The following is a 19,707-nucleotide window of genomic DNA, read 5'->3' on the forward strand; positions in this document are numbered from 1 at the left end:
GCCTCGCATGAACCACCTCAAAACCCTCATCGCGGCCACGGCCGTGGCGCTTGCCGGCAGTGCCCACGCGGGCGTGACCCTGGACGCGATCCAGAAAAAAGGCTTTATCCAGTGTGGCGTCAGCGACGGCCTGCCGGGCTTTGGCGTGCCGGACAGCCAGGGCAAGATGACCGGCCTCGATGTGGACGTGTGCCACGCTGTTGCCGCCGCCGTGTTCGGCGATGCCTCAAAAGTGAAGTTCACCCAGTTGACCGCCAAGGAGCGATTCACCGCGTTGCAATCGGGCGAAATCGACCTGATCTCCCGCAACACCACCTGGACCAGCTCCCGCGATTCCGGCATGGGCCTGGTGTTTACCGGCGTGACCTATTACGACGGCATCGGCTTTCTGGTCAACAACAAGTTGGGCGTGACCGCCGCCAAGCAACTCGATGGCGCGACCGTCTGCATCCAGGCCGGCACCACCACCGAACTCAACGTTTCCGATTATTTTCGTACCCACGGCATGAAGTACACGCCGATCACCTTCGACACCGCCGACGAGAGCGCCAAGGGCCTGGAAGCCGGGCGTTGCGACGTGCTCACCACCGACCAGTCGGGCCTGTATGCCCAGCGCATCAAGATGGCCCACCCGGATGAGTTCGTGGTGCTGCCCGAGGTGATCTCCAAAGAGCCGTTGGGGCCGCTGGTGCGCAAGGGCGACGATGAGTGGTTCAGCATCGTCAAGTGGACCCTGTTTGCCATGCTCAATGCCGAAGAAATGGGCATCACCTCGCAGAATGTCGAGGCGCAGGCCAAGTCCACTCAGAACCCCGACGTTGCGCGGCTGCTCGGGGCCGACGGCGATTACGGCAAAGACCTGAAGCTGCGCAAGGATTGGGTGGTGCAGATCGTCAAGCAAGTGGGCAACTACGACGAAGTGTTCGAACGCAATATCGGCCAGGGCAGCGTGCTGAAGATCAAGCGCGGGCTCAATGCGTTGTGGAGCAATGGCGGCATCCAGTACGCACCGCCGGTGCGTTGACTCAGCACTACGATAGGTGGGAGCAGGCACGCCAGCTCCCACATCATTCCGAGACCGCATCCTTGCCCGCCGCTTTGGACCGGTACAGTGCTTGATCGGCACGTGCCATCAAGGCGGCGGGCGTTTCGCCCATTCGCCGCTCCACCACGCCCAGGCTCAGGGTGACTTTGAAGTCGCCCACGGCGGGCATCTCGGCGATGGCCTGACGGATACGTTCGGCCAATTGCCTGGCGGTGTCCAAGCTGCTTTTGGGCAGGATCACCATAAACTCATCGCCACCCCATCGTGCGAGCAAGTCACCTTGGCGCATACAGGTTTCCAGGCTGTCTACCACGCTCACCAGGGTCTGGTCGCCGACGCCATGACCATGTTTGTCGTTGATCGGCTTGAAGTCGTCGATATCCATGGCCACCAAGGCCAGCGGTACGCGGAAGCGCTCGGCACGGTCGCACTCCTCCAGCAACACCTTTTCCAGGCGATAACGGTTGGCGATGCGTGTCAGGGCATCCTGTTCGGCCAGGGAGCGGTTCTCGTCCAACTGCATTTGCAGTTGCTGATTGACCCGTGACAACTCAAGGGTGCGTTCGGCCACCAGCGCTTCCAGCGACTGGTTGCGCTTTTGCAGCTGTTCGATGGAGATTTTGCGTGTATGGATATCGCGGTGTGCGCCGACCATGCGTGCCACTGAATTGTCGGGGTTACGGGCAATGACGTAGCCACGGTCCTCGATCCACAAGTAAGTGCCGTCAGCCTTGCGGCAACGATACTCGGCCTGGTAATGGGGCGCGCGTTGGCTGATGTAGTCATCAAATACGGCCATGACGCGTGGATAATCTTCGGAGTGGATCACGTTCTCCCAGGTGAACACGCTGTTCTCCAGGGAGTGGCGGGGGTAGCCAAGCATCATGTACCAGCCGGGGCTGCGGTACACGAAACCCGTGTTGGCATTCCAGTCCCAGATGCCGTCGCTGACCAGTTCCATCACCGCATGCAACATGTCGGCGTTGAGTTCGGAAAAGTTATTGCGCAGCGGTTTATTGCCGGATGTCTCGTTCATCTGTGCACTTCCCTGCCTGTGCTGGCTTCCAAGGCCAGTCTTCATTGACGCCGGTACACCGTGGCTGAGGTTACTCTACATCGCGGCTTGCGCGCTTTGAATAGGATGAGTGTGCTGCTTTAGTGGTGTGGCGATAGGCCATTAATCAGCAGGTGGGGCGACATACGTTGTGCTCGCCTGGCACGAGCTTTCACGCCCTGGCGGGCCTTGCTTGCGTGTTCGGTACCAGGCGTACTTCGACATGTTGATCCAAAGCCCTTGCCGCACTGGCCAGGGTGGACAGCGTCATGCCCGCGTCGTTTTGGTCCAGCGCTCGATCGACGGCGGTGCGGCTGGTATGCATACGTTCGGCCAGCGCTTTCTTGCTGACCTTCTGCACCTTCATCGCCTCTGCCAATTGCCAGGCAATAACACGCTTCAACGCTCCGGCAGAGACTTCTTCTATGAGCCCATCATCGCTGAGAAAATCATCAAAGTTGGAGCCGATATGCTTATTCATGGAATGTTCCTCAGAGCTTGTTTTTGCGATGCCTGGCGGTGTTCAGGTCGACTGAAGGCGTTTTCTGACTCTTTTTAATAAAGCCGTGCAGCAAAATCATCTGGCTGGCGACCAAGGTAAAAATGACGCGTGCAGCATTTTCACCAAGATCGGTTCGGACCTCCCAAAGGCGATGCTCCAGCTTCCTAACCAACGGCATCCCTTGCGGCCATCCGAGTTGGACCGATTTTATGTCAGTGCCTATAAGCTTTTTTGATTCCCTGGGCAGTTCCATCAGCCATTCACGCACGGGCTCGTTGCCAGCCTCGGTTCGGTAAAATGCGACGTTCAACACGAGAGGTAGGTCGTTCACAGAGAGTGCACCAAAATAGGTTCATAAGGCAATCAGCGATTGAAGGGTCTTTTCGCGAAGATTGGTCAGAGCCTGGCACTTATTTTGTGAGTGGCTGAGGTTGAAGCGTTTCAAAAAAAATCAGTAAAAATAAAGAGTTGTGAGTTTTCTGAATGGTATGTGCGAGATTGGTTTGCCAGGCGTAAGAAAACTCACTTCGGCGCCACCATGCGCGTTCGCGGCTTGCCATCCGCGTTGTGCTGGTAAATCCCCTCCGGCTGGCCCTGCGCATTGAAAAACACTTGGCCGATGCCCGCCGAATTCCACAGCCGTTCACCCGCCTCGGCGTGTTCCGGGATATGCGGCACTACCTGCATGGTGCGCCGGCGCGTGAAACCGTTGAGGGGCGAGCGCGGTGAGTAGAGCCAGCGGTTGAGGCGGTCGAACCATTCCAGCAAACGCGCCGGGAACTGGTTCTTGATGCCGCTGCTGGTGATCTGCCAGATTTTTGGGCCGGCGCTGCGGTGGCGGATCAGCACTTCATAGACGAACGAGTAGTGCACATCGCCCGACAGGATCACGTAGTTACCTGGCGTGCGCGAGTGGCGAAAGATATTCAGGATCACCTGGGCGGCGCCGCGATGGGCCATCCAGTTTTCCGCGTCTACCAGCAGTGGGTAGCCACACCAGCTGAAGACCTTCTGCACCGTCTCGATCAGCTTGACGCCGAAGATCGGCGCGGGCGACACGATGATGGCCGACGGGTGGTCCAGCAGAGCCTGCTGCAGTTCGCTCAACGCTTCCCAGTCCAGCAGGCCGGAAGGTTGCTTGAGCGCAAACTCACTGCGCCAGCGCCGGGTGCGAGTGTCGAGCACCACCAGTGCGGGCGTGGTGGGCAGCACGTAATGCCAGTGCTGGAATTTCAGCAGGGTTTGCACTAATTCATCGTGGGCACTGGCGTGCAAGTGGTTGTCTTGAACGTTGGCGGTCAGCGCCTGGGTGTGTTCCAACAGTTTGCCAAACACATCCGGCTGGTTGCCCCAGCCCTGGCACAGCATATAAGCGAGCAGGGCATTGCCGATGATGCGCTTGGAGAATGGATGGCCGTAGGCGGTGGCCTCCCATTGCGCGCTGAGGTTCCAGTCGTCGGTGATGTCGTGATCGTCAAAAATCATCAGCGTCGACAGGTGCGCGAAGACCCGCGCAACGCCGGGCAGGCCGTCACGGAACCGATCGACCTGGACTTGTTCGTGGTCGTAGCGCAGGTGTTCCGGCGTGCTTAATGATGGCGGCTGTGGCGTGATCAACGTCCAGGGCGTGGGCGACCACACCAACAGGTACATCGCCAGTACTTCGGCAAAGGTCACCAGGTGGTTGTCGGCGGTGCTGCTGGTAAAGATCGGTTTTTTCACACCGCCGAAAAACCGTTCGCGCAGGGTCTCGTTGCTGTCCAGTGCGGGCAGCAGATCCGCGCGGTGGTAATAGCTGGCGCGATGCCCGTAGAGGCTGGCGCTGTCATCCACCACGGCGCCTTCCAGGTATTCGTCGAACAACGCCAGGCGTGCGATAAGCGCATGAATCGCGCGCAGCATGGGGCCGGCCACATCATCGGCGTAGACCTGGTCACCGCTCATCATCAGCAGCGCCGGGCGCTCGGCCGGTGTGCGCGCGTCAGCCAGCAGGCGGTCGACGCACAGCAAACCGTCATCGGCGTGGTGATGGGGTTTGCGGCAGGAACCATGCACCAACTGGTGGATGCGGCTATGCACTAAGAAATTCGCCGATGGAGCATCGGCATACAGCAGGTGCGGCGCCCATTGCGCAATGCCACAGCCGTCGACCAGCAGGTCGTAGTCGATGCTCACGTCCAGCGGCAGGGCTTCGCTCAGGGAAACGTCGATCAGGTGGATAAAGGCGTGGCGCCCAACGGGCACGACTTGGCACTGCTGGGTGTCCAGATCGATCGTCAGCGTTTGGCCTTGAGGCACTTGCAGCTTTAAGCACAATGGCAGGACACGGCTGCCCACCAGCCAGATCACCAGACGCTGGGGTTCCAGGCGCCTGAGCAGTGGGCCGGCAATGACGGCGGGCAGTGTGTCGGATGGCGGCATGAAGCAAGCAGCTCATACAAGGTAGGACTTAAAAGGGTAACGCAGAGGATGTCAGCGTTTTGTTAAAGGCGTGCCGCAGATACCTTGCAGCCGATTACCCTTGTTGTGTTAGAGCAGATGGCCTTGTCCCAGGGATTCCAGGGACGTTCGATAAGGCTTGGGCTTGGGCGGTGCGTTTTGCATCATGGGGTTACTGTCAGGACGTGAGGGCTTTTCAGCGGACCGGGTGGCGATTTCAGCCATTTGGTTGGCCAGTTGGAAAGCTATGTTGAACTGAAAGCCGGGCAGCATGTGGACGATACTCATGGGAAAAACCTCTTGCTCAATTGGAGGGATGTTCTCGCATCAATACTCCCTTTGACTGCGCACCCACTCAGTGGCGCTGGCCGGGTTAACGTTCCCGGCCATGGGTTTCTGCATGTTTAATATCCGTAGGACTGAATGCGTTTCAGACAGACTTGGGTACCGTAAACCTGAACTCACTGCCACGCCCCAACTCACTCTCAGCCTCAATCCGCCCGCCGTGGGCCTGCACGATACCTTGGGTGATATACAGCCCCAAGCCGCTGCCGGTGGGGTTGTTTTCGGTCTGGGTCCAGTAGCGATCAAACACATGGGGCAACTGCTCAGGCGCAATGCCTTCGCCGGAGTCGCGCACCGAAAACACGATATCTTCACCATTGCTCATGGCGCTGATGCCGATATTGCCCTGGCGCGGGGTGAACTTGATGGCATTGCCGATCAGGTTCGACAGCACCTGGAACAGGCGCTCCGGGTCGGCATGGATCAGCAGGCCGGGCTCGGCGTTGAACGACAAGTCGATGCCTTTCTCCATCGCCAACGGTGCGAGCAGCGAATAGGCCTCTTCGAACATCTGGCTGACGTCCAACGACACCGGCTTGACCACATAACGCCCGGCCTCGATTTTCGAGGTGTCGAGCAGGTCTTCCAGCAGCACATTCATACGCCCGGCGGCCTGTTGCATGGTGTCGATGGCCGAGGAAATTCGCCGTGAGGTATGTGGGCCGTCGGAGCTGAAGGCTTTCTGCATCATGCCGCAGAGCATCGAGATGACCGTCATCGGGTTGCGCAGGTCGTGGGACACCACCGCCACCAGTTCATCACGGGCGCGCACGGCTTGCTGCTCGCGCAACACTTGGCGGGCCAGGTCATTTTCCAGGGCGGAACGGCGCAGGTCGTTGGCGGCAAACCGGTCGCCGTGGCTCCACTTGGTGGAGATACCGGCCATCTCGACTTTCCAGATTTCAAACGAGGTGCGTGGGCGCAGGCGCAAACCGGCGTCGGAGGTTTCCAGGTTCAGCGGCTTGTTCGGGTCACCGCTCCAGTTGATGTTCTCTTTGACGTCCGGGCGAAACCACATCACGCCGTTATCCACAGGCTTGGGCAGGCTCATGGCCAGAACGCCACTGGCCACTTGCTGGAACTCGGCGGCAGGCGGGTATACCGAGGCCAGGTTGTGACTGGAAAACACCGGCTCGTCGCTTTCTTGCAGCCATTTGTGCAGCGCACGGATCTGCGCAGGCTCGGGGCAATTGCCGTAACGGTGCAGTTGTTTGTCTTCGATGATCGCCACGCCGCCCGACAGGGTCAGGTCCATCAGCACCTGCGGCTGCTGGGCCAGGCCATCGAAGACGTTTTGCTCCGAGGCTTTCATCGCGCGGTCCAGCAATGCCAGGGCTTCGACTTTTTCTTCGCGCTGGCGGCTCAAGTCCAGGGCTTCCATGGCGCTGATCTGCAGCGACAGCACCTGGCCGATGGTCTGGCAAGCAACACGCAGGTCGTTGGGCACCAGCAAGGGCTCGCGGTTGCCGCAACTGATCAAGCCCCATAGCTTGTCGCCGGCCATCAACGAGATGCTCATGGACGACAGCACGCCCATGTTCTGCATGTATTGGCAGTGAATCGGCGACACGCTGCGCAAGGTGGCAAAGCTCAAGTCCAGCGGCTGGTCAGTGCCCGGACGCAGCTTGGGCAGCAGCGGCACCGGCTCGTAGGCAGCATTCGGGATGATGCGCAGCCAGTTGGTGCGGTACAGCTCGCGGGCCTGCTCGGGAATGTCGGACGCGGGGAAGAACAGCCCGTTGAACAGCTCCATGGACGGCGCCGACGCTTCGGCAATTACCTGGCCGTGGCCTTCTTCTTCGAAGCGATAGATCAGCACCCGGTCGTAACCGGTCATGGCCTGGATTTCAGTCACGCTGATCTCGTACAGCGCTTGCAGGGTTTTCGCCGACTGCAAGCGTTGCAGCATCTTGCCCAGGTCACTGGTGCGACCATTCAGGGCGCGAGGTTTGAAATCTTCAAGGCGCGGCTCAAATTCCAGCACCAGCACGTTTTGATGGCGATGCAGCAAGCCTTCAAATGGCGCACCATTGAGCGTGACATGCAGCGCCGGCGCGTCGAGAAACGCGTTGTTTTCGGCGATCGATTGCACGGCTTGGGCAGGTTCAACGCCAATTAACTGGTGCAGCGGTTGGCCCAACAGCGCTTCGGGTGCGTGGCCGAACAGGCTGGCCACGTTGGCGCTGACCTGAGTGATGCGCAGCTCAGGCTCCGACAACGTCAACAGCACACCGTGGGGCTGGATCGCGCCCGGGAAGCGAATCGGTTCGTCGGCACAGTTGGCAAGCAGCTCTTCAAAATCGTCGGGTTTCATAGCAGTACCTCCTGGCGGGCGAGCCAATGCTCGAAGCCACTGAATGTGGAGCGGGCCGCATCGACCGCGCGCTGTTTTGCGTCAGCATCCAGCGGCAGGCGGCCCAGGTAATCGAGAAAGTCTTTCCAGCGTCGACCGGTTTCGGCGCCGTATACATCAAGGAACGCTCCGCCGTTATCGGCGTGTATGTCCAGGCGCCGGGCCATTTCCCGGCGCAGCACTTGGCCGCCCAGGGTGGCGCCTTCCAGTACATACAGGGCACCGAGGCAGGCCGCGGGGGTGTCGAAGGTCGGGTGTTCGGTGCAGCGGGGCAAGGCGTTGATGGCGTAATCATTCAAGCCAAGGGCGCGTAAGTCGCCCAGCAGTGTGGGGGTTTTCACACGCAGTACAGCGTCATACCCGTCGGGGATCAAGCCACTGGCGTACAGCGCTGCTTCCATCGGCCCATAAAACCCGTAGTACGCCTGGAGCAAGCGCCGATACCCGCCAGCATCCAACTGATCGGAGAAAAACGGCAAGCGCTTTTCCAACGCCACATGCAGCAAACCCGTGCCTGTGCGCAACGCTTCCAGCAATGAGGGCACACTAATGTCATGGGCCTGTGAATGCATTCAATAAGCTCGAACTGTGGGCCTTAAGGCCATGAATGACGCGTGAAATGGGCGACGATTCTACACAAGTCATTGCCGTCAACTGTACGCACAAGGCGAAAAGCCTGACCGGCGGATCAGAAAAGTCGCTCCTTGCGTAATAAATGACCACAGGGCACTGCAGCAAGTTCGGTTTAAGTGATGTCGCGACGCTATTAGTGCATGGAGGCGCCTTGCTGGGTCAGTGCGGTTTGCACGCACTCAACCAAGTGCTCTGCACTCCAGGGCTTGGGTAAAAAACGTACAGAGCCGCCGAGTTGCGCCGCCAGCTTGGTATTGCCCGAGGTCAGCACCACCGGCACCGACGGCCAGCGATGCGCGACCACTTTGCTCAAGTCATAGCCATTGAGTAACCCCGGCATCTGGATATCGCTGACGATCAGGTCTACCGGATCATCGCCGCGTTCCAGGTAAATCATGCCTTCATCCGCCGAAGGAAACGACGTCACATGAGCCCCGAAGTCCTCCAATACATCCACCATTAACGCACGAATGATTTCGTCGTCTTCCAATACCAAAATCGATGGCTGAGCCATGATCCTTACTCCACCATCAGGGTTCAGTAGGGTGGAGTAGGCGCTGGCTGAATAGGTTCGATTGGATGTTTTTTAAACGATGGGTGGTCGTTTTAGAGCGGTCGCGTGGGGTTGTCCGCAGCGGCACGGCAAGGTGGATACAGGCATAATTGGCGCACCGTTGCCTGCTGTGGAGACTTGCATGAAGTACACCTTACTGACCCTCGCCCTGATCCTCAACACCGCCCCGGCCTTGGCGGCCGGCGATGCCGAGGCGGGCGGCAAACTGTTCAGTAAAACCTGCGGCGGCTGCCACAGCATCGGTGAAGGCGCACGCGGTGGCTTCGGGCCTGAGCTTAACGGCATCATCGGTCGACCTGCCGGCACCACCACGGACTATCAGTACTCCGACGCAATGAAAAACTCCGGCGTGGTCTGGACCCGCGACAAACTCGCGGCCTATATCGAAGCGCCGAAGAAGGTGGTGAGCGGTACGCGCATGATCTTCTGGGGTATCAGCGACCCGGAAAAAATCGAAAACATCTTGGCCTACCTGGAAACCTTCCAACCCAAGTAATCATTCGCGTACGTTCCTGAACAGCATCAACCGCGCACTTTCATGCAGCCCACGGGTCAGCCCCTGCAGGCGCTGAAACTCTTCGGGATGCTGCTCGGCTACATCTTCGCGCGGTGTTTGCGAAGCCAGGTCGTGCAGGGTTGGTGAGCCGCCGTCGTGCTGCATCTGCAACAGGAAGTGCTGGGTTACACCGCCGATAATCGGGAAGGTGCCTTCGTGCAGCACCAGTGGCACCACACGTTCGCCTTCCGGCGCCGGCTGCTGGATATCGCGGCCCATCGCGCCGTTGCGAAACGGCACGCCCGCCATGCCGGCCACGGTTGGCAGTAAGTCCGCCAACCCCACGGCCTCGTCAATAACGCGTGGCTCAAGCCCCGGCGCGTGGATCAGCAGTGGCACGTTGTTGCTTTCCAGGCCCAGTTGCTCAAAAGCTGGCGCCATGTGCGGGATCTGGCTGATGCGTGTGTTGTGGTCGCCGAAGAACACAAAAATGCTGTTGTCGTACCAGCCACCGGCCTTGGCGATGTCCATCAGGCGGCCGATGTTGTAATCCAGCAGGCGCACTGCGTTGTATTGCTCGACACTGCGCGAACCGGCAGCCTGGACTTGTTCCAGAGTTACGTTGTTGAGTTGGAAACCATCATTTTGCTTGGGAATGGTGAACGGCCGATGGTTGCCGGAAGTTTGCAGGTAGGCAAAGAACGGCTGGCCGTTGGGCACGGCGCGCAGCAGTTGGTCGCCTTCCTTGAACAGGTCCAGGTCAGAGATGCCCCACACGTCCACGCGGGGCGAACGCCAGTGGCTTTCGTCAAACAGCTGCACGCCGTCGATGCTCTGGCGGATCAGCGCGTTGATATTCGCCCAGCCAGCGTTGCCGCCGATCATGTAGAACTTCTGGTAACCCTCGAAGGCGTTGATCAACGTGTGTTGCCGCGTGATCAGCGGGTTGCGCGTGGCGGTCTCCTGGCGGGTCACGTCGGGCACGCCGGTGATGCTCGCCCACACGGTTTTGGCGGTACCGGTGACGGGCACATAGAAGTGTTTGAAGAACCAGCTTTGCGTCGCCAGCTTGTCCAGGTTTGGCGTGGGGTTCAGCGGGTTGCCATAGGCGCCGACCGCACTGGTGCCCAGGGATTCGAGCATGACGAAGACCACGTTGGGCGGGCGCTGGCCTGCCAGCTTGTAGGGCTGCACGCCTTGTTCGCGGATGAAGTTCAGCTGTTGCGCGTCAGGCTGGTCAACGCCCAAGTACTCGGCCACTTGTGGGTAATGCGTGCGCACCTGGGTTTCATCGAATTGCGACTGGCCAACCTTGAGCGTGTCGTACAAAAACAGCACCGGGTTCAGGCCCACGGCGGCGACCTGGCTGTTGCCGGAGAAGAACGCATCGCTCCAGCGCAACGGCACCGGGTTTTCCAGGTTGAGATTAGCCACGCGGCCGAGCAAGGCCAGCAGCACGGCGATCACGCCAATCACGGACACTAAAGCCGCTGTGGGTGTGCCGATGCTTTTGGGGGCGCGATCCAGAGTCAATCGCTCCAGGCACACCAGTGCCCACACCCACACAACCACCGCCGCCAACCAACAGGCAGTTATCCACAGCACCGGGTAGGTTTCCCACACCATCTGTTGAGAAATCTGCGCGTCTTGCAGATAGCGCAGCACCGTCGCGTTGATGCGCACACCGAGGTAGGCGTAGTGGCCGAAGTCGATGATGTAGATGAGACCCACCACCGCCAGTGCAATCACCAGATAGCCGCGTGCCAGCCAGCGCAGGGCGGGCAGGGTGATAAGGTTCCAGCGCGGTAGCCAGGCGAGCACGGCCACGGGTAGCAGGAGCAACACCGCCAGGCGCAGGTCGAAACGCAGACCGATGCCGAGGGTTTCCAGCAAGCCCTCGGTATTTAAATCCAGGCCGGAAAAGCTGATTAAAAACACCAGCCGCAACGCCGCCAGCAGCACAAACACCAACCCGATCGCGCCCACGCCGTAGCGCAGGCGGCGTGATTGCAACGCAGTCATCATCAACCTTCCCAATTTCAAAAAACGACGCAGGCCAAATGTGGGAGCTGGCTTGCCTGCGATAGCGGTGTGTCAGTGCCCGATGTGCTGCCTGAGGCGGCGCATTCGCAGGCAAGCCAGCTCCCACAGTTTGAGTTGCATTAATCCAGCTACCAGGCAGTAGCCCATCAACAGCGGGTCGACCAGGTAATCCCAATAGTTCTCCGATGCCTTGAGCCGCAGCGCAAATGCCAACGTGCCCACCGCCAGCATCCACACGGCCAACCTGTTGCGCAGCGCCAACATCAACAGTGCCAGCGCACCTACCAATACAATCATCGGCCGAGGGTTAAACCCCCAGCGGTACGGGTCGAAATACGTCAGCCCCATCGCCGCCGGGTACAACAGCAGGCACAGCCCGCCAAACAGAACCAGCAGTTGCACCTGATGTGGCCGGCCAAGCGGCTGCACCAGCCCCAACCGGCACACCGCCACCCACGCCAACAACACCAAGGTGCTGATCGCCAGGTCATCGGTAAAGCTGCGCACATACGCCGCCAACGGCAGCTCATTCACCGGGATAAAGCTCAACGCCACCAACACCGGCAACAACCATGGCCGCCACGGCGCGGTAAATCGGAACGTGCTGAGCAGCACAAACCCCAGCAATACAAAACTCAAATGGGCTTGCCACAACGCCATCATCACAAGCGCTCCGCCAGCCAGGCTTCGTTGAAGCTGACATGTTTGATAAAGGTGTTATTCCACGAGTACACCAAGTGGTACATGCCGTCCGGGCTGCGACTGAAGTACGGGTATTCGTATTCGAAATCACAGCCACGGGGTTTGCACACGCGGTAATCCAGGTTGCTCAGAAAGCGCTGCTCCAACGGCAGACGCTTGGCACCGCTGGAGGTACGGAAGCCTTCGCCGATGATTTCTTTATAAGCCTGGGGGGAGAACGGTTGACCGAGCGGGTCCGGCGACTGGTCCAATTGCACTACCGTGCGCCATTGCGTCATCTGCGCGTCGGTGCCGTAGAGGCTGAGCTTGAAGCGGCCGTCTTGCAGGTCGTTAAGGGCGACGAGTAGACCGTCGTCTTCAGTACCCACAGCCGCCAGCGATGAATTGGGGTTGGCCGGCGCCAGCGGGAACGGCTCGCTCCAGGTTTGCCCGGCATCCTCGGTGCGGCTGGCGAGCACGCGGTGATGGGTTTCACCGGCGTAGCGCAGCATCGCCACGGCTCGCTGGCCGTCCTGCGCCACGATGGTCGGCTGCAGCGAATGTTTGCCGCGGCTGATGCGGAATTTGTCGATCACCGCGCCGTCGGCACTCAAGTACAGGTACTCGGCAAACTTGCCCATGAACTCGTGATACACCGGCAACCCGATGGAGCCATCGGCATGGAACACCGGTGCGGCGCGCACCAAGGTGCTGATATTAAAAAACGGCGACGTCACCAATTGCCGAGGCGCCGACCAGTTCGCGCCGAGGTCATCGGAGACCATCACGTTGATCGCACTGGTGGCCCAGCCGCCGACTGACACTGACACGTAAAACATCCACAGGCGTTTATCCGGCCCCAGGGCAATCACTGGGTTGCCCAGCTTGCGAATGTAACGCTGGGTGCCGTCGCGTGTGCTTTCCCGCGTGGCCAACACCTGCTCGCCGCCCCATTCGCCACTGCGTGCATCAAACCGCGCCGTGCGCACCTGCACATCGGCGGCGCCTTCGCGGGAGCCGGCAAACCACACAGCCATCAAGTCGCCGCCGGGCAGGGCGGTCACGGAGGAGGAGTGCACAAAGTCGGTGAGCTGTGAGGACACAAAACGGCTGTTGTATTGCGGGGCTGCCGCCACCTTCGCCGGGCTCGGGTTCGCCTGGGCAAACGGTGCCAGCACGTGGGGCGGATGGCTCAGCCAGGCGGCGATAAAGACGCCTAGCAGGCTGAAGATCAGTAGGGCACAGCGCATAGGGAACCTGTGAGAAGAAAGGATGACGGTGCACGTTCACCCGGCAGGCGCTTCCTGCGGCCGGTGAGCGTGCATAACGACAGGTGGTCCCGTACCTGCCGGCACAGTGCAAAACCAACCTTAGCGCAACCTTAGTTGGCAACGAGCCGTAACATCTTTGCCCGAATAGCCCTGCGTAGAACCGGCATGATTTCGCCGTTTCCTACAGAGATTTCGCTATGCGCCTACTCCTCGTCGAAGATGATCGCGCCCTCGGCCAAGGCATTCGCGTGGCATTGGGCGCCGAAGGCTACACCCTGGATTGGCTGCAAGACGGCCTCAGCGCCTTGCACGCCCTGCGCACCGAAAGTTTTGATCTGCTGCTGCTCGACCTCGGCCTGCCGCGCCTCGATGGTCTCGACCTGTTGCAGCAACTGCGCGCCGGGCAGCATGACCTGCCGGTGCTGATCCTCACCGCCCGCGATGGCACCGCCGAACGCATCGCCGGCCTGGATGCCGGCGCCGACGACTACCTGATCAAACCCTTCGATGTCGAGGAACTCAAAGCCCGCGTGCGCGCGCTGTTGCGCCGCAGCCAGGGCCGCGCCCAACCCATGCTCGAACACGCCGGCGTCAGCCTCGACCCGGCCACCCAGCAAGTGCGCTACCAGGGCGATGAGATCATCGTCACCCCGATGGAATACCAACTGCTGCACCAACTGATGGTGCGCCCCGGTAAAGTTGTGACCCGCGAGCGGCTGTCTCGCGCCCTGTATGGCTGGCAGGACCGGGTGGAAAGCAATACGTTGGAGGTGTTGATCCATAACCTGCGCAAGAAGTTATCCACAGAGCTGATCCGCACTGTGCGCGGCGTGGGCTATGTGCTGGCGCTCAAACCATGAGTTCGGTACGCGCACGCATCATTATTCCGGTGCTGGTCCTGATCCTGCTCGGCGACGCCCTGATCAGCTGGCTGGTGCTGCGCGACAGCCACCACGAAATCGAAGAAGTCTACGACGCCCAACTTGCCCAAAGTGCCCGCCTGCTGCAAGGCGTACTGCGCCAGCGCGAACCTGGCGACGCAGACTGGGGCCGCTTGTACGAGGCGTTCGACCAGGCCATGAGCCGCGTGGGCGAGGAGGGCGTGGCCCATCCTTATGAGACCCGGCTGACCTTCCAGGTCTGGCGCAGCGACGGGCAACTGCTCATGCGTTCTGCCGAAGCCCCTGTCCTCACTGCACCGCCCACTACGCTCGGCGCCCATGACCTGATGGACAGCGGCAACGACTGGTGCGCCTTCCTCCTCGCCGACCCGCAACAAGGCCTACTGATTTGGGTGGGCGAGCGTGACGACGTTCGCCAGAGTGTGATCGAGCGTATCGTGCGCCACACCCTCTGGCCTACCGTGATAGGCGTGCCGCTGCTGACCGTACTGATCTGGTTGGCCATTGGCTGGGGGCTGACGCCCTTGCGCACCATGGCCCGCAAGCTGCGCGGGCGTAACACCAACGCCTTGCAACCGCTGCACGTGAACCCTCTGCCGAGCGAGCTGGAGCCGATGCAAACCGCACTCAACCGGCTGCTGGTGCAGATGGACGACCTGCTGGAACGCGAACGCCGCTTCATCGCCGACGCCGCCCACGAGTTGCGCACACCGTTGGCGATCCTGCGCATCCACGCGCAAAACGCCCAAAGCGCTGCCACCGAAGAACAACGGCGCGAAGCCCTGGACTTTCTGGTAAACGGCGTCGACCGCGCAACACGCATTGGCAGCCAACTGCTGACCATGGCCCGCATCGAGCCACAACTGAGCAACCCCGTGCGCAAGCCCGTGCAACTGACGGAACTGGTGCGTGAAGAACTCGCCGAGCTGACGCCCCTGGCCATGGAGAAAGGCGTGGAACTGGTGCTGGAAGGCGATGAAGAATGTTGGGTGCAAACCGAGCCGGTGGCCTTGGCGATTGCGCTGCAAAACTTGGTGACCAATGCGCTTAACTTTTCGCCGGTGGGTGGCGAGGTACGGGTGGTGATCGGCGTTAATGGTTTGCGCGTGGAGGACCAAGGGCCGGGGATTGATGAGGCGCAGGTGGGGCGCTTGTTTGAGCGGTTTTACAGCCGGGATAACGCCAATGGCGCCGGGTTGGGGTTGGCGATTGTGGAGATGATTGTGGGGAAGATTGGCAGTACGTTGAGCCTGCGAAATTTGGAGCAGGGCGGCTTGTGCGCGCAACTGAGCTTCACGGCTTGCGTGGAAGCACCTGCGGAAATACCACACCGTTGAACGTGTGGGTGCAGCAGTCACAATTGGGCTTCATCTGTTCGGGCGTCAATTTGGGGTTAACCTTTTGCAGCAGGCCTGCCTCGTCGACCCACAAGCCGCTGTAATAGCTGGACTCACCTATTCGCACGTATTCGTCTTTGTCATTTTCATGCAGCGCAACCATCCAGAATACGGGCTCCGGGCGATCCAGGCGGGCGTTGGCTTGGCTGAACACTTTGTCCCATGGCTGACCGACTTTGGACAGGAGAAATCGGAATAGTGGCGTGTAGTCAAAACCGTGTCGTTGATGGCTATGCATTGAAGCGCGTGTGGACAGTGAGTGCTTTACCCTTTTGGTATGCCGTTCATTGCGATAAGCGAAACAGCTACCGTGGTGCACACCGTGGGTCCGGGTGTTGACTGAGCGGTAGAGGTGGGGCTTTTTCATTGCTTCAGAATTCCTTCTGGGGATGCTTTGGAGGTGGCGGCCAAGCGCCTTGGTATTGGAATGAAATTTGATAGTCGAATCGGTTGGGCTCTATCACATGCTGGAAGAGGGGTTGGAGAATTGTTATCCAGCTAGGGAGAACGTTGTAAACGTCTGCATATATTGCACTTTCCTCGCTCAAACCTAATGCTTCAAAAGAACGGTCTGCGTCGACGATATCCGCTGAGTACTCGTCCGCTTTCAAGTCATCGCTGTGTTTTTCGTACCAGCGCAATCTGATTTTCATAACCATTTTTCGCACGCCTCCTTATCTGTAGATTCGACGTTTTGGGTCTGCCGGTCCGCGACGTTCAGCGGTATAAGGATCAAATGCGCCGAGGTGTTCCAAATCACTCTTTCGATAGACTTCCAGTTCACCTTTCTTGGAGTCCCATTCAAGTAACTTCTTCCTTTTTGCATCGATCCACCGCTCACGTAAGCCAGCCCCGCCTAGTCTTGGTGTCACCGGCCTTTGGGGGATCAGCCCTGGGAAGCCAGCTATATCTTCGGTTTTTGGTGCTGGAAAGTAATCATGGTCCGGATTTCTCAAGCCTTTGCGTGGCTCATTAACCACCACATAGAGCGGCCGAACCCCCGACTCCACCGGGAACACCAGAATAAAATCCCGATACTGCGGTGGGTAAATCGGGTTCACCAGAATCTGCGCCGCCTTCTCCGTCGGCGGATAAATCCAGATCACCGGCGCTTGCGGCGCAGCCTCCAAGGCGGGAATCCCCAGCGTGTCGCGCGGATCAACCGCAGGCGTCCAGATCAGCTCCACGCCCTCACCCAAATCCGCCACAAACTGATCGCCAGGGCTTTGGAACTGCACCACATCGATCATCTGCCAATCGGGGTTGTTGCCCGTGTAAAACCCATATCCCTTGAGTGTGCCGTCCTCACGCTGCTCGACATGCAAACGCATCTGCGACCGTGCCCGTTGCAGCGAGCGTAATTGCTCCTCGCTGTAGAGCGCGCTATCGCCCAACTCAGATGGCCATAACAACGCGACCAACCCACTCAACAGCCCACCGGCGACAGTGCCAACAGCAGTCGCTGCCGACTCCACTGCCGCCGATCGCAACGCCAATTGCCCCAAGCCGACAGGCAGGGCACTGCCGCTGATCTTGCGCAAGGCAACCGCGCCACGGCTGTCTACCTCGTGGCCACCCAACAGGCTGAAATGGCCGTAGTCCTTGATCAACTCCAGCGGTACGTAACCGGTGGGGTCGTTGTAGCGAATGATGCCGTTGGGCAGTTGGCAGGGTTTTGTGAAGACGCAGCCTGGCGGTTTGGCGGGTGTTGGCGCTGGGGTGGGAGGCGGCTCAAATAAATCAATCGGCGGTGAATAAGGCGCGCGCTTCGGCTGCGGCGTCAGGATCCGCCGTTTGAGTTGTTCTTCTTCGGTAATGGGGTACGAGCGTTCTGACATGACTGGCTCACTTCCTTGTGTGGGAGTGAGCCTATGAGGTGGGAGCGGAGGCTTATGTCGGCTTCGTTCGATGGTTGGTGTGGGAAAAGGAGACTAGCGTTTGGTTAGCCAGGACTGTTTCGATTATTGCGATTTTCGTTTGTTTCGTTTAGCTTTGATTCAACCGAATTGCGTAACACCGGAGCTGCATCATGATCACCAATCAACTCCCCAAAACGATCCTGCCGCTGGAAAAGGAAGTCGAAGCCGCCGTGCAAGGCCAGCGAGAACTGGCATCTTTGCTTTCGACCAAATTTGAAACCCAGCGCATCGACATCTTCGACAAAGAAGACAAACCCCACACACTTGTACTCCCGACCTCAGCCCTGCGCCTGTTGGTCGACATCCTGGGCGAATTGGCTATCGGTAACGCCGTCAAGGTCGTGCCGGTGCATGCCGAATTGACCTCTCAGGAGGCCGCCGACCTGCTCAACGTTTCGCGCCCGCACCTGGTCAAGATGCTGGAGGAGGGCGCCATTCCTTTTACAAAAACGGGCCGTCATCGGCGAATCCGGTTTTCGGATCTGATGGCGTTCAAGCAGCGCCGTGATGAAGAAAGCCAAGAGGCAATGGAAGCGCTGGCGCAACAAGCTCAGGCGTTGGGAATGGGGTATGACGGATGAGGTGTTCGCCGTTTACTGCGGTATACGATGCGTGTGTTCTCTACCCGGCGGCACTCCGGGATTTGCTGATGTGGCTTGGTTTGTCGGGACTGTATCGAGCTCGATGGACGAGCCAGATCCATGAGGAGTGGAAGCGCAACGTTCTCAAAAACCGACCGGATCTTACGGCGGAGCAAGTCAATTGCACGTCGGCGCTGATGGATAAGGCGATACCCGATGCATTGGTGACGGGGTACGAGGATCTGTGTTCGAGTTTGGATTTGCCTGATCCTGATGACCGTCATGTGCTGGCGGCGGCGATTCGAAGCAAGGCTGAAGTTATCGTGACCTTCAATTTGAAAGATTTCCCGGCGCATATCCTGGCTGCCTATGACATTGAGCCTATGCATCCGGATGACTTTATTTCGGATCTGTGGGATTTGGATCAGGCGGCGGTGTTGGGGGCGGCGCAGAAGCAAAGGCGGACGTTGAAGCGGCCGCCGATGGAGGCTGGGAGTTATCTTGAGATGTTGATGCGCCAGGGGTTGGTGCAGACGAGTAAGGTGCTTGGGCCATATGGGGTGATGTTGTAGGTTCGAATGAGCGGGCCTATTTGCTCGAACGCTCCCACCGAAATTTTTCGCCACAGATAACGCCTATTAGCCATGCCGCTTTCTGCGTTACTTTCCGCACTGTCACTGCAAATTCAGTGACCGGGCCTGATAACCCGTGGAACAATAGGCGCTCAAGCGTCTCCAGCACCATGCCGGCGCTTTTTTTGTGTCCGCACATCCGTGTTATGGCGGCTGTGCGCGGGAGGCCTTCGGGCCTGCCGGGTTCCTATTGTCCCGGTTTATCAGCCTGCGCACAGCTGCCACCCTTTCGCCTGATAACGAATGTGGCAGCTTCTCGACATTAGGAGCTAAATCCATGAGTATTTCTGACAGGTCATATCCTCGTAGTACTGCAACCCACACCACCGCCCAGCCCGGAGGTGCCCAATGATCAACCCACCTCTCAACAAAACCCTCGGCATCATCACCTTCTCCACCTGCGGCAAACAGCCCAACCTGCACCGTCTATTCCGCGTCAATGCCGGCGTGCCCATTCGTGATGCCCTGGAGCATGCTTCCGAGTTGCTGCACTGTTCCAAAATGCTCGCATTGGATGCGGCCATGGACAAAGGCGCGGACCGTTATGTCTGGGCGGCGCATTATTTGGGGGAGATGGCGAAGGCGGTGGTGGATGATTTGGCGAATGGGATGTTGCCCAATGGGGTGATGGAGGAGGGGGACGCTGTTTCGGTGTAAGCGGGTGGTTTGAGGGTGTGGCGGCTGGCGTCATCGCAGCATAGGTATCTACACAGCTTTTGAAGGCCGCCACTTTCTCCTGTGGCGAGCAGGCTTGTCCTGCGTTGGGCCGCGAAGCGGCCCCAAACCCTGACACTGAGTACTTTCAGGAAAATTGCAGTGCCTTTACTGGGGCCGCTTCGC

21 protein-coding genes are annotated in these 19,707 nt (G+C 59.3%); 7 read left to right on the forward strand and 14 right to left on the reverse strand.

Translation table 11 applies throughout. The features are described 5' to 3' along the window. Positions 1-7: 7 nt before the first annotated feature. On the forward strand, positions 8-1,024 hold the full coding sequence (locus GIW28_RS05880) for an amino acid ABC transporter substrate-binding protein (protein WP_170040537.1): 1,017 nt from the start codon (positions 8-10) through the stop codon (positions 1,022-1,024). 43 nt (positions 1,025-1,067) lie between these two features. Here the strand turns inward: GIW28_RS05880 and GIW28_RS05885 are convergent, their stop codons facing one another. The 8 genes from GIW28_RS05885 to GIW28_RS05920 all read right to left on the reverse strand — a co-directional run bounded on the left by GIW28_RS05885 (position 1,068) and on the right by GIW28_RS05920 (position 8,885). Continuing rightward, positions 1,068-2,081, reverse strand: coding sequence for a sensor domain-containing diguanylate cyclase (locus GIW28_RS05885; RefSeq protein ID WP_026013556.1), 1,014 nt, complete (start codon positions 2,079-2,081; stop codon positions 1,068-1,070). A gap of 190 nt (positions 2,082-2,271) precedes the next feature. Continuing rightward, a complete protein-coding gene (locus GIW28_RS05890; protein ID WP_169988415.1) occupies positions 2,272-2,580 on the reverse strand; it encodes an XRE family transcriptional regulator in 309 nt (102 codons plus the stop codon). Positions 2,581-2,590: 10 nt separating this feature from the next. Further along, complete coding sequence (locus GIW28_RS05895; protein WP_017135409.1) at positions 2,591-2,932, reverse strand: type II toxin-antitoxin system RelE/ParE family toxin; 342 nt, start codon at positions 2,930-2,932, stop codon at positions 2,591-2,593. A 191-nt stretch (positions 2,933-3,123) separates the two neighbouring features. Next, the gene (locus tag GIW28_RS05900; RefSeq protein ID WP_236445893.1) at positions 3,124-5,022 is read right to left on the reverse strand and encodes an alkaline phosphatase D family protein; all 1,899 of its coding nucleotides are present in this window, start codon (positions 5,020-5,022) and stop codon (positions 3,124-3,126) included. Positions 5,023-5,130: 108 nt separating this feature from the next. Continuing rightward, positions 5,131-5,328, reverse strand: a complete 198-nt coding sequence (locus tag GIW28_RS05905) for a hypothetical protein (protein WP_017135411.1) — start codon at positions 5,326-5,328, stop codon at positions 5,131-5,133. 142 nt (positions 5,329-5,470) lie between these two features. Next, positions 5,471-7,699: an ATP-binding protein gene (locus GIW28_RS05910; protein ID WP_236445895.1), complete on the reverse strand. Its 2,229-nt coding sequence runs from the start codon at positions 7,697-7,699 to the stop codon at positions 5,471-5,473. Beyond that, entirely contained in the window at positions 7,696-8,310 is a 615-nt protein-coding gene (locus GIW28_RS05915; RefSeq protein WP_236445897.1) for a biliverdin-producing heme oxygenase, read from the reverse strand. Before GIW28_RS05915 ends, GIW28_RS05910 begins: the two co-directional genes overlap by 4 nt. A 194-nt stretch (positions 8,311-8,504) precedes the next feature. Continuing rightward, the gene (locus GIW28_RS05920) at positions 8,505-8,885 is read right to left on the reverse strand and encodes a response regulator (protein ID WP_017135414.1); all 381 of its coding nucleotides are present in this window, start codon (positions 8,883-8,885) and stop codon (positions 8,505-8,507) included. A 181-nt stretch (positions 8,886-9,066) separates the two neighbouring features. On the opposite strand from GIW28_RS05920, the gene GIW28_RS05925 reads away from it, so the two are divergent. After that, on the forward strand, positions 9,067-9,441 hold the full coding sequence (locus tag GIW28_RS05925; protein WP_017135415.1) for a c-type cytochrome: 375 nt from the start codon (positions 9,067-9,069) through the stop codon (positions 9,439-9,441). Here GIW28_RS05925 and GIW28_RS05930 read toward each other — a convergent pair whose 3' ends face one another. The 3 genes from GIW28_RS05930 to GIW28_RS05940 form a co-directional block, all read right to left on the reverse strand. Then, positions 9,442-11,463, reverse strand: coding sequence for an LTA synthase family protein (locus GIW28_RS05930; protein ID WP_169988403.1), 2,022 nt, complete (start codon positions 11,461-11,463; stop codon positions 9,442-9,444). A gap of 72 nt (positions 11,464-11,535) precedes the next feature. Further along, a complete protein-coding gene (locus tag GIW28_RS05935) occupies positions 11,536-12,147 on the reverse strand; it encodes a hypothetical protein (RefSeq protein ID WP_017135417.1) in 612 nt (203 codons plus the stop codon). Further along, a complete protein-coding gene (locus GIW28_RS05940) occupies positions 12,147-13,415 on the reverse strand; it encodes a sialidase family protein (protein WP_176992555.1) in 1,269 nt (422 codons plus the stop codon). The genes GIW28_RS05935 and GIW28_RS05940 overlap by 1 nt, the downstream gene beginning before the upstream one ends. A gap of 218 nt (positions 13,416-13,633) precedes the next feature. Here GIW28_RS05940 and GIW28_RS05945 point away from each other — a divergent pair, with 218 nt between their 5' ends. Then, positions 13,634-14,296, forward strand: a complete 663-nt coding sequence (locus tag GIW28_RS05945; RefSeq protein ID WP_017135419.1) for a response regulator — start codon at positions 13,634-13,636, stop codon at positions 14,294-14,296. Beyond that, the gene (locus GIW28_RS05950) at positions 14,293-15,675 is read left to right on the forward strand and encodes an ATP-binding protein (RefSeq protein WP_236445899.1); all 1,383 of its coding nucleotides are present in this window, start codon (positions 14,293-14,295) and stop codon (positions 15,673-15,675) included. The genes GIW28_RS05945 and GIW28_RS05950 overlap by 4 nt, the downstream gene beginning before the upstream one ends. Here the strand turns inward: GIW28_RS05950 and GIW28_RS05955 are convergent. Genes GIW28_RS05955 through GIW28_RS05965 form a run of 3 tightly spaced genes read right to left on the reverse strand, consistent with a single transcriptional unit; the run spans position 15,632 to position 17,573 of the window. Beyond that, positions 15,632-16,102 carry a hypothetical protein gene (locus tag GIW28_RS05955; RefSeq protein ID WP_236445901.1) on the reverse strand — a complete coding sequence of 157 codons (471 nt, stop codon included), beginning with the start codon at positions 16,100-16,102 and terminating at the stop codon, positions 15,632-15,634. The two genes, GIW28_RS05950 and GIW28_RS05955, sit on opposite strands and share 44 nt — an antisense overlap. Before the next feature lie 4 nt (positions 16,103-16,106). Further along, complete coding sequence (locus GIW28_RS05960; protein ID WP_017135422.1) at positions 16,107-16,394, reverse strand: colicin E3-like toxin immunity protein; 288 nt, start codon at positions 16,392-16,394, stop codon at positions 16,107-16,109. Between the two features lie 15 nt (positions 16,395-16,409). Next, entirely contained in the window at positions 16,410-17,573 is a 1,164-nt protein-coding gene (locus tag GIW28_RS05965) for an S-type pyocin domain-containing protein (protein WP_236459115.1), read from the reverse strand. A gap of 191 nt (positions 17,574-17,764) precedes the next feature. Here GIW28_RS05965 and GIW28_RS05970 point away from each other — a divergent pair, with 191 nt between their 5' ends. The 3 genes from GIW28_RS05970 to GIW28_RS05980 all read left to right on the forward strand — a co-directional run bounded on the left by GIW28_RS05970 (position 17,765) and on the right by GIW28_RS05980 (position 19,524). Continuing rightward, positions 17,765-18,235, forward strand: a complete 471-nt coding sequence (locus GIW28_RS05970; protein WP_017135424.1) for a helix-turn-helix domain-containing protein — start codon at positions 17,765-17,767, stop codon at positions 18,233-18,235. After that, positions 18,232-18,807: a PIN domain-containing protein gene (locus GIW28_RS05975; protein ID WP_099549466.1), complete on the forward strand. Its 576-nt coding sequence runs from the start codon at positions 18,232-18,234 to the stop codon at positions 18,805-18,807. Before GIW28_RS05970 ends, GIW28_RS05975 begins: the two co-directional genes overlap by 4 nt. 408 nt (positions 18,808-19,215) lie before the next feature. Continuing rightward, positions 19,216-19,524: a DUF3077 domain-containing protein gene (locus tag GIW28_RS05980; RefSeq protein WP_236448219.1), complete on the forward strand. Its 309-nt coding sequence runs from the start codon at positions 19,216-19,218 to the stop codon at positions 19,522-19,524. The last annotated feature ends 183 nt before the right edge of the window (positions 19,525-19,707 follow it).

Origin of the sequence: Pseudomonas sp. PA-5-4B (assembly GCF_021606215.1) — a bacterium.
Classification (GTDB): Bacteria; Pseudomonadota; Gammaproteobacteria; order Pseudomonadales; family Pseudomonadaceae; genus Aquipseudomonas; species Aquipseudomonas edaphica.

Bases quoted from the DNA above. Each gene is read 5' to 3' on its own strand.
- GIW28_RS05935 (WP_017135417.1), bottom strand. From the start codon at position 12,147: ATGATGGCGTTGTGGCAAGCCCATTTGAGTTTTGTATTGCTGGGGTTT.
- GIW28_RS05920 (WP_017135414.1), bottom strand. From the start codon at position 8,885: ATGGCTCAGCCATCGATTTTGGTATTGGAAGACGACGAAATCATTCGT.
- GIW28_RS05980 (WP_236448219.1), top strand. From the start codon at position 19,216: ATGATCAACCCACCTCTCAACAAAACCCTCGGCATCATCACCTTCTCC.
- GIW28_RS05880 (WP_170040537.1), top strand. From the start codon at position 8: ATGAACCACCTCAAAACCCTCATCGCGGCCACGGCCGTGGCGCTTGCC.
- GIW28_RS05885 (WP_026013556.1), bottom strand. From the start codon at position 2,081: ATGAACGAGACATCCGGCAATAAACCGCTGCGCAATAACTTTTCCGAA.
- GIW28_RS05910 (WP_236445895.1), bottom strand. From the start codon at position 7,699: ATGAAACCCGACGATTTTGAAGAGCTGCTTGCCAACTGTGCCGACGAA.
- GIW28_RS05960 (WP_017135422.1), bottom strand. From the start codon at position 16,394: ATGGTTATGAAAATCAGATTGCGCTGGTACGAAAAACACAGCGATGAC.
- GIW28_RS05900 (WP_236445893.1), bottom strand. From the start codon at position 5,022: ATGCCGCCATCCGACACACTGCCCGCCGTCATTGCCGGCCCACTGCTC.
- GIW28_RS05965 (WP_236459115.1), bottom strand. From the start codon at position 17,573: ATGTCAGAACGCTCGTACCCCATTACCGAAGAAGAACAACTCAAACGG.
- GIW28_RS05950 (WP_236445899.1), top strand. From the start codon at position 14,293: ATGAGTTCGGTACGCGCACGCATCATTATTCCGGTGCTGGTCCTGATC.
- GIW28_RS05925 (WP_017135415.1), top strand. From the start codon at position 9,067: ATGAAGTACACCTTACTGACCCTCGCCCTGATCCTCAACACCGCCCCG.
- GIW28_RS05945 (WP_017135419.1), top strand. From the start codon at position 13,634: ATGCGCCTACTCCTCGTCGAAGATGATCGCGCCCTCGGCCAAGGCATT.
- GIW28_RS05970 (WP_017135424.1), top strand. From the start codon at position 17,765: ATGATCACCAATCAACTCCCCAAAACGATCCTGCCGCTGGAAAAGGAA.
- GIW28_RS05975 (WP_099549466.1), top strand. From the start codon at position 18,232: ATGAGGTGTTCGCCGTTTACTGCGGTATACGATGCGTGTGTTCTCTAC.
- GIW28_RS05890 (WP_169988415.1), bottom strand. From the start codon at position 2,580: ATGAATAAGCATATCGGCTCCAACTTTGATGATTTTCTCAGCGATGAT.
- GIW28_RS05915 (WP_236445897.1), bottom strand. From the start codon at position 8,310: ATGCATTCACAGGCCCATGACATTAGTGTGCCCTCATTGCTGGAAGCG.
- GIW28_RS05955 (WP_236445901.1), bottom strand. From the start codon at position 16,102: ATGAAAAAGCCCCACCTCTACCGCTCAGTCAACACCCGGACCCACGGT.
- GIW28_RS05940 (WP_176992555.1), bottom strand. From the start codon at position 13,415: ATGCGCTGTGCCCTACTGATCTTCAGCCTGCTAGGCGTCTTTATCGCC.
- GIW28_RS05905 (WP_017135411.1), bottom strand. From the start codon at position 5,328: ATGAGTATCGTCCACATGCTGCCCGGCTTTCAGTTCAACATAGCTTTC.
- GIW28_RS05930 (WP_169988403.1), bottom strand. From the start codon at position 11,463: ATGACTGCGTTGCAATCACGCCGCCTGCGCTACGGCGTGGGCGCGATC.